16 protein-coding genes and 1 pseudogene are annotated in these 13,529 nt (G+C 39.5%); 12 read left to right on the plus strand and 5 right to left on the minus strand.

Features of this window, described 5'->3' with window-relative positions:
- Window positions 1-5: 5 nt before the first annotated feature.
- Window positions 6-710, plus strand: a complete 705-nt coding sequence (locus tag PNK_RS05745; protein ID WP_197560233.1) for an HD domain-containing protein — start codon at window positions 6-8, stop codon at window positions 708-710.
- 61 nt (window positions 711-771) lie between these two features.
- On the opposite strand, the gene PNK_RS05750 is transcribed toward PNK_RS05745, so the two are convergent.
- Entirely contained in the window at window positions 772-1,047 is a 276-nt protein-coding gene (locus tag PNK_RS05750; RefSeq protein ID WP_032125577.1) for a translation initiation factor, read from the minus strand.
- A gap of 371 nt (window positions 1,048-1,418) precedes the next feature.
- Between PNK_RS05750 and tsaA the strand changes: the two genes are divergently transcribed.
- Together tsaA and PNK_RS05760 are read left to right on the plus strand one after the other, a co-directional pair.
- Window positions 1,419-2,225, plus strand: a complete 807-nt coding sequence (gene tsaA / locus PNK_RS05755; protein WP_059060866.1) for a tRNA (N6-threonylcarbamoyladenosine(37)-N6)-methyltransferase TrmO — start codon at window positions 1,419-1,421, stop codon at window positions 2,223-2,225.
- Window positions 2,226-2,250: 25 nt separating this feature from the next.
- Window positions 2,251-2,595, plus strand: coding sequence for a (2Fe-2S) ferredoxin domain-containing protein (locus PNK_RS05760; RefSeq protein WP_032125579.1), 345 nt, complete (start codon window positions 2,251-2,253; stop codon window positions 2,593-2,595).
- A gap of 53 nt (window positions 2,596-2,648) precedes the next feature.
- Here the strand turns inward: PNK_RS05760 and PNK_RS05765 are convergent, their stop codons facing one another.
- Together PNK_RS05765 and PNK_RS05770 are read right to left on the minus strand one after the other, a co-directional pair.
- On the minus strand, window positions 2,649-3,659 hold the full coding sequence (locus PNK_RS05765) for an alpha/beta hydrolase family protein (protein ID WP_158021717.1): 1,011 nt from the start codon (window positions 3,657-3,659) through the stop codon (window positions 2,649-2,651).
- A gap of 158 nt (window positions 3,660-3,817) precedes the next feature.
- Window positions 3,818-4,843, minus strand: a complete 1,026-nt coding sequence (locus tag PNK_RS05770) for a magnesium transporter (protein ID WP_162264034.1) — start codon at window positions 4,841-4,843, stop codon at window positions 3,818-3,820.
- A gap of 215 nt (window positions 4,844-5,058) precedes the next feature.
- On the opposite strand from PNK_RS05770, the gene PNK_RS05775 reads away from it, so the two are divergent.
- On the plus strand, window positions 5,059-6,105 hold the full coding sequence (locus PNK_RS05775) for a Fic family protein (RefSeq protein ID WP_059060871.1): 1,047 nt from the start codon (window positions 5,059-5,061) through the stop codon (window positions 6,103-6,105).
- An 88-nt stretch (window positions 6,106-6,193) separates the two neighbouring features.
- On the opposite strand, the gene PNK_RS05780 is transcribed toward PNK_RS05775, so the two are convergent.
- Window positions 6,194-6,580: a VOC family protein gene (locus PNK_RS05780; protein WP_059060873.1), complete on the minus strand. Its 387-nt coding sequence runs from the start codon at window positions 6,578-6,580 to the stop codon at window positions 6,194-6,196.
- A 174-nt stretch (window positions 6,581-6,754) separates the two neighbouring features.
- On the opposite strand from PNK_RS05780, the gene PNK_RS05785 reads away from it, so the two are divergent.
- The 6 genes from PNK_RS05785 (at window position 6,755) to PNK_RS05815 (ending at window position 10,099) form a co-directional block, all read left to right on the plus strand.
- Window positions 6,755-6,970, plus strand: coding sequence for a hypothetical protein (locus PNK_RS05785; RefSeq protein WP_059060875.1), 216 nt, complete (start codon window positions 6,755-6,757; stop codon window positions 6,968-6,970).
- Window positions 6,971-7,303: 333 nt separating this feature from the next.
- The gene (locus PNK_RS05790; protein WP_032125585.1) at window positions 7,304-7,558 is read left to right on the plus strand and encodes a hypothetical protein; all 255 of its coding nucleotides are present in this window, start codon (window positions 7,304-7,306) and stop codon (window positions 7,556-7,558) included.
- Window positions 7,559-7,723: 165 nt separating this feature from the next.
- Complete coding sequence (locus PNK_RS05795; RefSeq protein WP_032125586.1) at window positions 7,724-7,930, plus strand: hypothetical protein; 207 nt, start codon at window positions 7,724-7,726, stop codon at window positions 7,928-7,930.
- A 229-nt stretch (window positions 7,931-8,159) separates the two neighbouring features.
- Window positions 8,160-8,714: a hypothetical protein gene (locus PNK_RS05805; RefSeq protein ID WP_059060878.1), complete on the plus strand. Its 555-nt coding sequence runs from the start codon at window positions 8,160-8,162 to the stop codon at window positions 8,712-8,714.
- Between the two features lie 72 nt (window positions 8,715-8,786).
- Window positions 8,787-9,338, plus strand: coding sequence for a hypothetical protein (locus PNK_RS05810; RefSeq protein ID WP_059060880.1), 552 nt, complete (start codon window positions 8,787-8,789; stop codon window positions 9,336-9,338).
- Complete coding sequence (locus PNK_RS05815) at window positions 9,326-10,099, plus strand: hypothetical protein (protein ID WP_059060882.1); 774 nt, start codon at window positions 9,326-9,328, stop codon at window positions 10,097-10,099. Before PNK_RS05810 ends, PNK_RS05815 begins: the two co-directional genes overlap by 13 nt.
- Before the next feature lie 237 nt (window positions 10,100-10,336).
- Here the strand turns inward: PNK_RS05815 and PNK_RS13370 are convergent, their stop codons facing one another.
- A complete protein-coding gene (locus tag PNK_RS13370) occupies window positions 10,337-10,498 on the minus strand; it encodes a hypothetical protein (RefSeq protein ID WP_158021718.1) in 162 nt (53 codons plus the stop codon).
- 423 nt (window positions 10,499-10,921) lie between these two features.
- On the opposite strand from PNK_RS13370, the pseudogene PNK_RS13745 reads away from it, so the two are divergent.
- Window positions 10,922-11,341: pseudogene (locus PNK_RS13745) on the plus strand (IS1 family transposase); the annotation flags it as partial.
- A gap of 1,104 nt (window positions 11,342-12,445) precedes the next feature.
- Window positions 12,446-13,432 (plus strand): zinc finger MYND domain-containing protein, encoded by a 987-nt coding sequence (locus PNK_RS05825; protein ID WP_158021719.1) that lies wholly within the window; start codon window positions 12,446-12,448, stop codon window positions 13,430-13,432.
- The last annotated feature ends 97 nt before the right edge of the window (window positions 13,433-13,529 follow it).

The following is a 13,529-nucleotide window of genomic DNA, read 5'->3' on the forward strand; positions in this document are numbered from 1 at the left end:
TCTGTATGCCATCTGATCCATCTTTTGCTCTTGGACTGGAGCGTATTCGTCAAGCTGTAAACGAGGCTCGTTTATTGCTGCAGGAATCAATCATCCATAATCCTTTAAAAGTGATGAAGGGGTATGAAATCTTTGCCGCAAAATTATTGAGCGTTTATGTCCAAGGAGAAGGAATGATAGAGCCAGATATTCAACGCATTTTGCAGGCGGCACTTTTTGCCATTAAAAAGCACCGCCTACAAACACGTCAGGATGCAGAGCTAACGGCTTATATCATTCATCCAATTGGTGTTGCCCAACTATTATTGTCTATCGGGCGTGTTAGAGATCCCGATTTGATCATCGCTGCCTTATTACATGATACTGTTGAGGATACACAAACGACCTATGAAGAGATTACCCAGCAATTTGGCTCAAGAGTCGCAGGATTTTTCGAAGAAGTGACAGATGATAAAAGCCTGCCCAAATTGGAGCGCAAACGCTTGCAAATCGAAGATGCCCCTGATAAATCGGCAGGGGCGGCTCAAATTAAGCTGGCTGATAAGCTTTACAACTTAACGGATCTTACGATCCATCCTCCAATGGATTGGAGTCGAGAGCGTATCCAAGACTATTTTAAATGGGCTGGACAAGTTGTGGACCGCTTGCCTTGGGTCAACGCACCCCTTAAACAAGCGATCGACTTGGTTATGAAAGAAAAGCTGGGCTAAATTCGATGAATCGGAAGCCATGCGGATAAGAGTTAAAAAAAAGCAATCGATTGATAGCCGCTTAAGATTTATTCTTCTGTTCTTTTAGAAAGTCTTTAACAACTTGAACCTTATCTCCTTGTAGCTCAATTTGATTCGATTTGATAGAGCCCCCGCAGCCAAGTCTTTGTTTGAGAGTAGAGCAGAGTTGTTTAAGTTCTTCTGGAGTTAAGGGAAGGTTTAAGAGGACCGTTACAATGGATGAACCTCTCTTTTCTTTGACGACTTTAACCGGGTGTTTGGGCTTTACAACGGGTTGTGGTTCTGGAATCCATTCTCCACCGATAGTAAAAGGCATGACAGCATCCTTTGATTGCGGTTATATAAATCTTTAAAAGGCTTTAGAATAGTGTGAGGGAAAAAATGAGTCAAGGGGGGTGATAAATCTCGAATATTAAGGATAGCTAGGCAAGTAAAATGAAAAAATAATTAAAGCTAATCAAGTAGAGTCTGAATAAATATCCATGCTGCAACAGTTATACAAGGCAATTTCTTCCCATGGCTTTAAGCTTGAGGGCAGCACGCCCTTAAATCCTTGTAAATAAAGACGCTCAGAGCTAGACTCGAACCGCACAGGGCTTGCTCTCAAGGAGTGTTAAGTCTTCCCCAACTGACGGTTTTCATAGGGTAAGTTGGGGACAAAGCCCAGCGAAAGTAAGCAAGAGAGTTATGGTTGATTACTTAGAGTCATTTACGATTAAACCGATAGGCTACTTTCATGCTAGCCAAACTAAAAAATATTCGGTTCCAAGACAAGCAACTGTCCTGACAGATTATGATGGGGTGATCAAGTTGAATCCTCACAGCCATTTTGAGCAGGCACTTGAAGGTTTAGAGGGATTTGACCGTATTTGGATTCTATTTCGCTTTCACTTGCACGGGCATTGGAAGCCAAAGGTTCTGCCTCCGCGAGGAGGGAAAAAGCAGGGAGTCTTTGCCACTCGTTCGCCTCATAGGCCTAACTTGATTGGCCTTTCGTGTGTCGAATTAAAAAAAATTCAAGGCTTATCCCTCTACGTTGCCAATCACGATTTAGTGGATGGGACCCCTATTGTGGATATCAAGCCCTATCTCAACTATGCCGATTCTTTTCAATGTGCACATCAGGGATGGTTGGATGAGCTGCCGACGGAGGAAAACATAACGGTTTATTGGTCGGACCTGGTAGATCGCCAGCTTAGCTATTTGGCTAACGAGTGGAATTGCCAACTCAAAGAAGAGATTGCCATGCGCTTGAAGACCAGTCATCTCCCTTATGCGAATAATCGGGTCAAATGCATCCAAAACAATCACTACCAATTGGCCTACCAGACTTGGCGAGTTAACTACCTGGTAGAAGAGGGTAAACTACTTGTACAGTCTCTTTTTAGCGGGTATGATGGTGACACTTTAGCGGGCCGTAAGTCTTCAAAATGGGAGGATGTGGCAATCCATCAAGCCTTTTGCCTGCAGTTCCCAACCGAAAACACCATATAAAATACCATCCCGATTAGGAGAGATTATGGAGTCAACTTCTCTTTGCGTAGAGCCCATTAAGCGGCATCTTTTCCTCTGTTGCGATCAAACCAAACCCAAATGTTGCGATTATGAGGCCGGTTTAGTTGCTTGGGAATACTTAAAAAAGCGCTTAAAAGAGCTGGGGCTGAATGAACAGGCGGGGATTTTCCGCACGAAGGCGAATTGTTTGCGCCTTTGTAAGCAAGGGCCCATTGCCGTGATCTATCCAGACGCTGTTTGGTATCATTCTTGTCATCCCGCTGTATTAGAAAAAATCATCCAGCAACATCTTATCAATGGTCAACCCGTTGAAGAATTCCGCATCCCTTCTTGCAAACATTCGATTTAAAGCACAAACGGCTCCACTAAGAGAGCCGCTTGGATGCCATGAATCAGATCCATTTAGCAAGAAGAGTGGGCCGTTTTGAGCCAATAGGTGATAAGGTCCATGGGCTGAGGATGATTGCTCAATATGTGATTGCCTCCTTCTATTTCCCAGTAATCAACTGCATGTCCTGTGTCGTGTAGCTGCCTGACCATTTCATATCCTTCAGCCAAATTAATGCGGGAGTCTGCTGTTCCTTGAACGATCAAGACGGGAAGGCACTTTTTTAAGTGAGAAATAGTCATTAAGGGGGTGCGCTGCTGAATCCATTCCTCCTCATTTCCGTTCTGCAACCCAAAGTCCTCTTCAAACATCTCTTTCATTTCTGGGCGGTCGAGCATTTGACGGCGAAGATCGAGCAAGCCCGATAAGGAAATGACTCTATTGACTCGATTTTGTAGCTCTGGATAACGACTGAGTGTTAAAAACATTTCCATCCCGCCGCGGCTGATTCCCAAAAAGTCTAGGGAGTGTGTTTGCAATTTAATGAGCAGCTTTTTTTCTAAAGTTGGAATAAATTCGATCAGATTCTTCATGTCATTCACATCGGCACCGCCAAATTCATCGCGGCCAGCGTTGATTCCATCCCGCAAGGTCGAAGAAATGACAGCGTAGTGTTGATAGTTGACAAGCCTGTCTGCTGGATTGGGCAGTCCAAAGTCACGGTTTCCTCCCCGAAATAAGACGAGTAAAGGATAATTTTGTGATTCGGGAGTCAAACTGATGAAGCCTTTAACCATCAATCCATCACTTGGATACTTAAAGACATATATGTGCCTTTGATTCGCTCGAATCGCCTCTTTCACGTTATTTGGAGTCGTAGGCTCGGCTAATACAGATTCGGTAATGTCTTTAATGTGTTCATTTTCATTCATATCGTAGTAGCGTGCGATCATAGCCGAATAAGCGGCAATGCGCTGATTGTCTTTTTCCAAGGGCGCTGCATGAACCGGACTTTGGTCTGCGTTCAAATAAAGCCCACTCATGCAGATTAAAAATGAGTAAAATAGAAAATGATAGCGGATCATTGTCATCCTCTTTTTTGTTTGCACGACTAATAAGAGCATGAACTATGCCATGTGGGACAGTCTGTTTAATCGATTGGATTGGCCGATCAATAATGAGATGTTTATGATTGCTTGGTGAGAGAGCATAGGATTAAAAATCAGACGTTTAAGATCCAGGTTTAAAGCAAGAGCCAGGTTGATATGCCGAGGTAAACTGCGGTAGTCATGATATCAGTCATCATGAGAACGACCGGACCGGCGGCGATTTTTGGGTCGAGGGAGAGATGATGAAGGACGAGAGGGAAAAGGGTTCCAAAGGAAGCAGCGAGACACATGGAAAGGAAGATACTCGTGGCTATGCTGATGGCTGCAAGATCGGGATACCAATTTTGGTCGTAATTGAACGTGTAGTACAATATTAGTAAGAGCCCGCATGTCAATCCCAAAAACATGGACACCCACCATTCCCGGGCAATCCGTCTCAGAGTGTCTTTCCAGGAAATTCTTCCATGGTGCAAAAACTGCAGACTAATGGTCATCGATTGCATCGAAATAGACTCAGATAAGGTTAGAACCAGGGGGATGAACAATGCCAGAAGCACAAATTTGGCTAAGGTTAGCTGAAAAAAAGCGGCAATAGCTGCGCAGGCTAGCCCTGCAAATAAGTTTCCAAGTAGCCATGGAAGGCGATAGCGGTATTCAGTCCATTTGGAATTCAATTTGTTTTTTTCAATCGAAAATCCGATGAGTTGAAAAATGTCTTGAATTTCTTTCATGGGACGCTTTTTATAACGTTTCATAAAATGAATATCTGCGGGCGCGATTTCAAATACCCCCAATAACCGATATTCGTCATCGACAATTGGGACCGACAGGTATTGATGTTCAGTTAAAATCTTAAGGGCATGTTCTACAGAAGCACCCTCATATAAGGTGATGATGTCTTCATCGACAATTTCTATTAATTGTTTCTCAGGTGAGGTGCTTAAAATATCTCTTGTTGGAATAACACCATACAATCTGTTATAGTCGTCGACGGCATAAAAGTAATAAATATCATGCCTGATTTTCTTAGTGCGCAGAATGAGCAAAAGTTCTGCGATCGTTGTATTAATGTGAAAAACTGTCTCGGCTTCGCTACAATAGTTTTTAATGGGCGCCTGTAATTCGGCTGCACTTAGAGGATAGTTGATATCAAACGACATGCTATACTTTTGGCTAAATGATTCTTTTCCCCAAACTAACGATAATAGGTCTTTTGAGCAATCGAAGCTTGAGCAATGACAGGATGTCAATTCGCAAGCGGCTATTGTCCAATCCTTTTCATCTCTTAAGTGCGAAATCATTGGCTTAAATAGGGTAATATTCATTATAAATCAGGTAAAAATTACAATCAATTACCCTGTTTAGAAGAATAAGCATGCATTCATTAACTCTTGACTATTTAAATGTGCTCCGCTTTTCGGAAGAACACATGTCGACGCTTCGTTTACTCGGTGAGTATCGCGGCAAACAGGCCCTGTATTTTAAGCAATCGCCGGAAATATTAAAAAATCTTCAGCAAGTGGCAGTTATTGAATCGAGTGAGTCGTCTAATCGTTTAGAAGGTATTACAGCACCCCATAACCGGATTGCTGATTTGGTTATTAAAAATAGCGCTCCGATCGATCGCTCGGAGCAAGAAATTGCTGGCTATCGTGACGCCTTGAATCTCATTCATCAGTCGGGCCAGCACATGTCCTTTTCGAGTAATATTATTCTGCAATTGCACAGCTGGCTTTACCGCTATCAACCACATGAAGGGGGGCAGTGGAAACGCTCTGACAATCAGATTACTGAAATTTATCCTGATGGCTGCAAGAGGGTGCGCTTTACACCAACCAATGCTTTTGAAACACCTCGCGCGATGGAGGCCTTGATTCAACGCTACGAAGCGAGTATTCAAGGAGCGCAAAAAGAGCCTTTAATTATTTTGCCTTTAACGATACTCGATTTTCTTTGCATTCACCCCTTTAGCGATGGTAACGGCCGTACGGCGCGCCTTTTGACTCTCTTGCTTCTTTACCATTTTGACTATCAAGTCGGGCGATATATTAGTTTGGAGCGGATTTTTGAGGAGTCGAAGGAGAGCTATTACGATACTTTAGAAAAAAGCTCCAGGGGATGGCATGAAGGCCAGCATGACATCATGCCTTGGATGACCTATTTTTGGGGTGTACTTCTGCGCGCTTACAGCGAATTTGAGGCGCGTGTGGGAACTTTAAAAACGGGGCAGGGGAGTAAAAATGCCTATATCAGACAAACAGTTGAAAGAATGATGGGCCCTTTTGCAATCTCGGATATCGAAAGGGTATGCCCGGCGGTTAGTCGTGACACCATACGCCTCGTTCTCAGGCAATTGCGCGATGAGGGAATCATCATCCCTCAAGGCAAAGGGCGTGGAGCCAAGTGGCAACTAAAACTCTAATCCCGCAATAGAAAAAGAGGACTTGGTTAGGAAGAATCAGATTATTTGCGAAAGTTGGCTTTACCCCTGTTCTTGGAAGAGTCTTGTTTTAAACTTCGATGGCACTGCAAATTTCGACTAAGAAGCCGTTGAGATCTCGCACGTAAGAAACGATTTGTCCCCAAGGTTTTTGTGTTGGCTTGAGAACTTCAGTTGCTCCGGCACTGATTGCATGATTAAAAGCCTTTTCCACATCGTCGGCCACAAAGGCGATTTCTACCCCAGGTGATTGTTCTGTGGTTCGGTTGCGGCGCAATTGCTGGGCAAATGTCACAAAATTTTCGTTTGCAAATGCAAGCGCCGTTTGCCCTGTTTCCATTTCAGCGTATTGATTGCTTTCATGAAGAAAGCGTTGTTTGATTCCAAAAGCTTTTTCGTAAAACGAGAGTGTTTCAGGAACATCTGCGACGTAAATGATGACATAACCCAAGTTCATTTTGCCTATCCTAATTTTAAGTATTAGCAGCACAATAACGAATCGCTCCAATTTACTCCAGTCTATTGATTTTTATATTATCAGACGTTGATGCAGGTTTCCAAAAATTTATTAGAGAAATTGGCCCATTTCTTGCAATACCCTTAATGAAGATGTATTGAAAAGGGGGATATTATGAGTATTGAAGGAGTAAGAAGAGGTGGAGTTGAGGGAGCTTGGCAGGAGTACCAACACTATATAAATGGTGTTGACAATGCAAAAAAAGCAGAAGCAACAGAGCCAGCGATGCTTGGGAGTTTTAAAGGACGAAAAATTCTCAAGAAAGAGCCTGAGCAAACGGCAGAACAAGCGCTATTTAAGGCTGTCATGCAGAAACAGCCACAGCTATAATTGATATAGTCGATGTTAAGGTCATGGTTGAAAAGAAGGGGGGAATCATCCCCCCTTTCTTTTTTTATGCTTGAAGATATTATCAGACGTAATGAGTGTGAAGAAATATTCTTCCTTTTTCTAAGGAAGGGTTAATTCCTATCAATGTTTTAATGTTATCAGATGTTCAAGGCGTATACTTGCTGGTCTTTTTTGATGGCTCACATCTTTGCCCCTGTTTTTTCTTCATAGCTTTGTCTTTCGCATTATTTTTAATGCCAGGCTATAACTAACTTGGACGCAAGAACTCTTATGATCAAGGGAGGGGAGTCAGAACTGATCATGAGGATAAAAATGGGAGAAATAGTGGAGAAAGAGAAAGATGTTTCTCCTGGCTCAATTTCACGCGAAAGACTCCTTACTTTTAAGTTAGAGTACTCTTTAATCAAAGTAATTGAAGGGCAGGTCGAAATTACTAAGAAATTTCGCTATAGCTATTCAAAGAAGAAAGGGTTTGAAGAGGCTTTCTATGAAAAGTTGGAAAGGGATGAGCATAAAGCCAAGACATTGCTTGAAAAATTAGTTGAAGGCCACAAAAGCGAATTTTAATCATCCAATGATGATTCAAAGCACAATCGACGCTATAGAGTGTGCTTTATTATCTTTGATGGGTTGTATGTATACATTATGGATAAGGCGTAATAGCAATAAGAATTCTCTTTCGGGGCCATAAATCTTCTTTTAGTTTCTATTTATTATGAGGTTAGTACTATCATGCAGTCTAACTCATCCGATGCTAGAAAAATTGATGATATTGTATCAATTGTTTCTAATATACTTGGTCAGAGTTATGTCACTGAATTGAATTCACTAGATCAAATGGATATTTTATATAAGCAAGTAAAAAATTCAGAAAAAAAAGTGGTTGATCTTACAGCTATTAACACTAATCTTCTTTTAAAAGCAAAAAGATGCTTTTAAATCATAATGAACTCCTTCTCGAAAATGAGGATCTTATTGCAAATAATGGTGCACTTATTTTAGAGTGCAATGGACTAAAGAATAAATTATTAGAAGATAAATTTAAAATAAACAATCTCATGGTCCAAGTTCTTTCTCTCGCTAAAAAACACCGCATTTCTGAGCAAGAAAGGAATTACAAGAAAGTTTAGATACTAGGGTCCAACAAAAACTCTCAATTGAGCAAAACTTGGCTCTTGCTAAGCAAAGGAGAGTTAGGGACCAGTCGGAAATTCTCATTATAGCGAACAATCAATCACTGATTGGACAACAGTTACCAGCTGTTGAAGAGCACATTGCTCAACTGGCAAACGAAAATGAAAATTTGAAAAGGGAGCTTAGCAAGACTCGGGGTGATATCGCCGAATTGAATCGTAGTGATATTGAGCGTTTAGCAGAAGAGGTGGAAATTGAAAGATTAAAAAAAATATTCATAGAATCTACTTTGACTAGACAGATCGTTCCTAAAGTCCCTTTTTGGAAAGATCACCTAGATGGGATTAAACAAGCTACTTTTTTTTCGTATTTGAATCCAATCTGCGCTACAACGTGGCTTAATGTCTGTGATAAGATATCTTTAGCGGGAAGAGCAAAAAGAGTATTACAAGAGTTTGAGGATGAAAAGAAAAAAAAGCCCACAGCAATACAAGCCATACATCAAGTGCTGTGCAATGATGGTTTAGGGCATTTTATTCGCCCTAAAGAGGTATATGTTAATGAATATATAGAATTACGCAACAAGTAGCATTAATTATAGAAACATATATTTTTTGATTCAGCATTTAATTCACTCCAAAAATGGAAGTTAAAAGTTAATATGATACATGGTCCCACTTTAAACGACTCTCTAATCTATGACATTCAAGGTATTATCGATAGCCGTTTAAAAGAACAAGAGCTCGATCAATCGGTACAAGTTGGTTTAGTGCAGACTGAACCTTTTGCCTTAGTCCTTGAGAATTCAACAAATATTGTTGAATTCTCACCATCTAATTTAGATGCTGTTCAATCTAACGAAACGCCGCTATGGTTACATCTTCAAAAGAAGCGAAATGAAATACAAGCTTGGACAAAAAGGTTCCGTGAAATAGGCGAGAGTTCTTATAAAGGTCAAGACACTCTCAATGAACTGAGAGATAATACTAAAGGGGTTTCGGATACCCTAGCGACAACCAGAGAAAGTGGGGTGTCTGACAGGGTATATACTGATTCTATCTATTCTGAATTAGGTGAATCAGTCCTTCAAACTGATTCAAGTGCTATTCAATCTGAAGAAATACCATTATGGATACGTGTCCAAGAAAAGCGAAATGAAATACAGACTTTGAAAAAAAGTTTCATGAAAGAGATGAATTGGTGGTTCAACTAGCCGATCAAGCCTTAAAAGATGCTGAACAACAATATCAAGAATGGGATGAACATCTGCAAAACCTTCAGACTCTAAAACAGGAGGCAGAAAGTGTTCAAATTGATTTAAATGAATCTAATCAAAAACTTGAAGAAATAGAAGACCATCAATCATCTAATTTTAGGGAATTATCTAATCTTCAAATAACCCATACTGTTCAAGAAAAGCGGATGAAAAAAATATCAGAGGATTTATCTAACATTGAATCTGATCAAAATAATGCTCGCGATCAAATTCGCACGATCAATGCACTCCAAGCAAGTGTATTACAGTCTCAAGATGAACTGTTGAATCGGCTTAACAGAGCTCCTGGGCCTTCAATTCTAGATTCTTTAAAAGTTGAAATGTGGGAAAAGTGCTTGGAAGGGAAATTAAAAGCTCAACAAGTCATTTCTAAGATCAATGATCAGATAAAACTTCTACCGACATATATTAAAAATGCAAGTTCATTCCTTTGGGATACATTCTCTCTTTTATCCTCGGCAACTATTCAAGCCATTTCCATCTTAGGGCAAAAGGCTTTTAAATTGGCATATAAAGGTTGGAATTTTGCAGAAAGAAAAGTCGAAGAGTGGGGTGCTCCTACTCCTATATTGCTGGCGTTAGGTTTTACATCTTTATGTATTTTGCGTGTAACAGGAGATCCACTATCGTTTGCAGCTACTGCTGTATGCGGTTTTCTTTTAATAAGAAGAGCATCGAGAACTCTAAGAATCTCATAGTTGCTTATTGATGGATACTCATCGATCAAAAGGTTATTTGCGCAATTTTCATGAGAGTGTATCTATGTACTCTCATGGAAAGTTCTCTCATAGGAAGGAATTAAATTTTTTGGGGTATAAGGGTTATTATGACCCTGTACTTTCGCACCCTTTTTTTGTTTTTATATTGTTATTCAACTGTACATGCGCAAGAGAGTGAACTCTTCTCGGAAGATGTATCCAGTCTTTTGCTTCGACCTAAATTTGCAACTGCTTGGCTATAAGCTCTAACAGATTTTTCACATATTTTTTGTCGCCATCTTTGCTCGCTTTTGTTAATAAGGCAATCTCTTCTAATTGTTTTTGAGCGCCCAGCAATTGCTCTTCAGCAAAACCTATTTGTTGATTTATTCTTTCCAAACTAACTTTTTAGAACTTTTCGAGCTGTTTAATCATGAGAAGCCCAGTTTGAATTTCTTGGGCGAGACTGTTTGTATCACAATTTGTTTTATAGTGATCCATAATGATATTTTTTACTTGATTGAGAGCCGCTCCAGTTAAAGTCAGACTCTATGGAATTTGACCATTTGATTGAATTTAATAAAATTGAAACTGGATTGCTTATGATTACAGAAGATCTTAAATCAATTTACTCCAGTCTATTGATTTTTATGTTATCAGACGTTAAAGGCGTCTACTTACTGGTCTTTTTTGATGGCTCACATCTTTGCCCCTGTTTTTTCTTCATAGCTTTGTCTTTCGCATTATTTTAATGCCAGGCTATAACTAACTTGGACGTAAGAACTCTTATGATCAAGAGAGGGGAGTCAGAATCTTTTCAAACAGATCGATGAGCTCCATAGTTTTGTTGGAAGAAGATCAAACGATCAATGGCTTTGTCTTGCGATGCATAGCGAAACTAGACAGATTCTAGCTTTTCATGTTGGAAAAATAACGAAACAAGCAGCCGAACAGTTATGGATAAAGCTTCCTGAATAGTTAAAAAAAGCCCTCTTTTATACAGATAAATTCGCGGCTTATTTTGAAGTTATCCCTTTTAGCCAACATAGACCTTGCAGCAAGCAATCAGGTAAAACGAGCTACATTGAAAGATTTAATTGCACATTAAGGCAAATGATTCCAAGACTTGTTAGAAAAATTCTTTCTTTTTCTAAAAAACTAATCACATTGGAATCATTAAAAATTTTAGAAGATTATAAAGAGAGAGGATCGAACCATCAAACGACAGCTTGCACGTCTTGAAGGCCATCTAGCGAAGTCAGAGAAAAGGGTAATTAGTTTTGTGATCCTTTACTTGTAGCGATGCGAAGGCTCAAGATAATCTAAAGCATAGCCTACTTCTAAAGCATAATTAACAAACCTTAGGGATCACATAGTAGTCTTGTGATTGAGTATGAGAGCGCTTCCACTACTTGCACATTCTAAGGTAGATAATTTTTACAATTCGGGGACTTGCTAATTTGCTAAAGTTAGCAACTTTAGCACTAGGGCTCTACTCAAAAATTTTAGCTCCGATCCTTCAAGCTTCCCTCTATCTCTATTCTCCTTTGAGCAAGTTTCAACCCAATCGTGCTATTGCAAAATCTGCATAATTTCGAACCTTCTTGGCCTGTTGTGTTGTAAATATTATCAGACGTTAGTGCGCGGAAATAATTTTATAACTGAATTTTATTATATTCTTATCGAACGTTAGAAATTAGAAGTGAGATTTTTGAAAAATGGAAGAAACAGGAAAGTTTTATTGGATCGAAAATAGCTGAAGGGAAAGCCCTGAATTCTTTAGATAAAGTTTTTCTTGAGGGGAATAGCGTTGTTAATTGATTTTAATAGGAAACATTCTTCCCTTCAAGAAACTTGGAAGGGGATTAAGAATACTCATGGGACCATTCAAAAAGGAAAAGAGCCTATTTTAATCGAAGCTTGTAAGCCTTCAATTATGTGACTTAAAGCTTGTTAGAGATGGTTATATTATCTATTTAAAGCGCTCTAAAACCGATCAATAAGGTGAAGGAAGAGAAATATGGATCCAATCCAGCTACTTGCCCTGTCCGCGTTTTGCAAGATTGGATTAATATAGAATGCCTTCTGGAAACTTCTCTTTTTATGCCCATTAATAGACATGGTCAAATTAGGCTTGCCAATCTTCTATTAAATCTAACTATTTTCAAAAGTGTGGTATTTAAAAATTGTTTTTTAATTAATTGTTTGTATAATTAACTTTGTTTTTTAATTTTTATAAAAGGTTTTTTTATTATGCAGATATCTTTTCCAAGTCAATCAAGTAATGTTCCTCCTTCTCAGCCTCCACCAGATAAAAATTCTTTTCCTTCATCGAAGAGTGGAGAAATGCGTAAGATAATCTGCTCCCATTGCCATAAGGAAAATCCTGCTGCAAAAGTCTGTGGAAGATGCAAACTCATTTATTATTGTAATAGCGAATGTCAAAAGGCGCATTGGATTTTTCATAAGACCATTTGCAAAGAGCCTCAAAAGGTGAATATACGCTATACGGCTTGGGATTTTGACGGTGGAAAAAATAACACAAAACAATCGATGAAGATTTATTCTGCAGAAGCTTCTCAACAAGCGTTTACCAAGCGGATCGGCCTTCCAGTTGTTCAATCGAATATTTTTGAGGGGCTTACAGGGAAAAATATGAATGTGAGGGCTGAAAATGACCTTATCTGTTTTACAGGCAAGTATAGTACGGGTTTTGTCGCAAATTTAAAAAAGCATGGTTATAGTGGTCTGAAAAACATTGACAGTGAAAAGCTCGAAGAGCTTTTGAAGACACAAAACTATATTAAGATTTTAAAGCACATCTGGTCTGAAAAAGACGTTGAATACAAGTTAAATTGGTTACGCGAGCAAGCAGTTAAAGGACATGTGATTTTGATGTTTGAAATCGGAAGAGCTGTACTGGAATTGCAGAAGCCTTCCACTAATCTGATTTTGGAGGCTTATCGATGGAGAACGTTAGGAAGAATTCACACGCACCTCGATGCTGCCTGCTTTGGAGATCCCAGCCTTGTTTCTGCGTCGAGTGATTTGACAGATTGCTATAATCTCGACCCTTTATTTCAGAACTTTATTCCAAATCGGGAAAAAAAAGCTTTTGCTGAGCAAGTCCAAGCCCAGAACAACCTCATTAAAGATATTCAACTCAAAGAAACACACCCTTCTCCCAAATGGCTTCTCTATCATGGAATTAATTTTTTTGTAGGAGTCGATACAGCTGCTACCCCTGAAAAATGGCTAGAGCTTCGTTCTAATAGGTTAGAAATGATGATTCGAGAATTCTCGCAAAAGTCTCAAAAAGGTGATAAAAATTAATCCTTTGCTTTTGTTGCATAGTTTTAAAGAAGCACTACAAAGTCAAAAGACTGTTGAAAATAGAATTGAGCTGGTTAAAAACCAGAGAGAAGAGGAT

It is taken from the genome of Candidatus Protochlamydia naegleriophila, assembly GCF_001499655.1.
Taxonomy (GTDB): Bacteria; Chlamydiota; Chlamydiia; order Chlamydiales; family Parachlamydiaceae; genus Protochlamydia; species Protochlamydia naegleriophila.

Bases quoted from the DNA above. Each gene is read 5' to 3' on its own strand.
- PNK_RS05750 (WP_032125577.1), bottom strand. From the start codon at position 1,047: ATGCCTTTTACTATCGGTGGAGAATGGATTCCAGAACCACAACCCGTT.
- PNK_RS05765 (WP_158021717.1), bottom strand. From the start codon at position 3,659: ATGATCCGCTATCATTTTCTATTTTACTCATTTTTAATCTGCATGAGT.
- PNK_RS05780 (WP_059060873.1), bottom strand. From the start codon at position 6,580: ATGAACTTGGGTTATGTCATCATTTACGTCGCAGATGTTCCTGAAACA.
- PNK_RS05785 (WP_059060875.1), top strand. From the start codon at position 6,755: ATGAGTATTGAAGGAGTAAGAAGAGGTGGAGTTGAGGGAGCTTGGCAG.
- PNK_RS05770 (WP_162264034.1), bottom strand. From the start codon at position 4,843: ATGTCGTTTGATATCAACTATCCTCTAAGTGCAGCCGAATTACAGGCG.
- PNK_RS05760 (WP_032125579.1), top strand. From the start codon at position 2,251: ATGGAGTCAACTTCTCTTTGCGTAGAGCCCATTAAGCGGCATCTTTTC.
- PNK_RS05795 (WP_032125586.1), top strand. From the start codon at position 7,724: ATGCAGTCTAACTCATCCGATGCTAGAAAAATTGATGATATTGTATCA.
- PNK_RS05825 (WP_158021719.1), top strand. From the start codon at position 12,446: ATGCGTAAGATAATCTGCTCCCATTGCCATAAGGAAAATCCTGCTGCA.
- PNK_RS05745 (WP_197560233.1), top strand. From the start codon at position 6: ATGCCATCTGATCCATCTTTTGCTCTTGGACTGGAGCGTATTCGTCAA.
- PNK_RS05810 (WP_059060880.1), top strand. From the start codon at position 8,787: ATGATACATGGTCCCACTTTAAACGACTCTCTAATCTATGACATTCAA.
- tsaA (WP_059060866.1), top strand. From the start codon at position 1,419: ATGGTTGATTACTTAGAGTCATTTACGATTAAACCGATAGGCTACTTT.
- PNK_RS05775 (WP_059060871.1), top strand. From the start codon at position 5,059: ATGCATTCATTAACTCTTGACTATTTAAATGTGCTCCGCTTTTCGGAA.
- PNK_RS05790 (WP_032125585.1), top strand. From the start codon at position 7,304: ATGGGAGAAATAGTGGAGAAAGAGAAAGATGTTTCTCCTGGCTCAATT.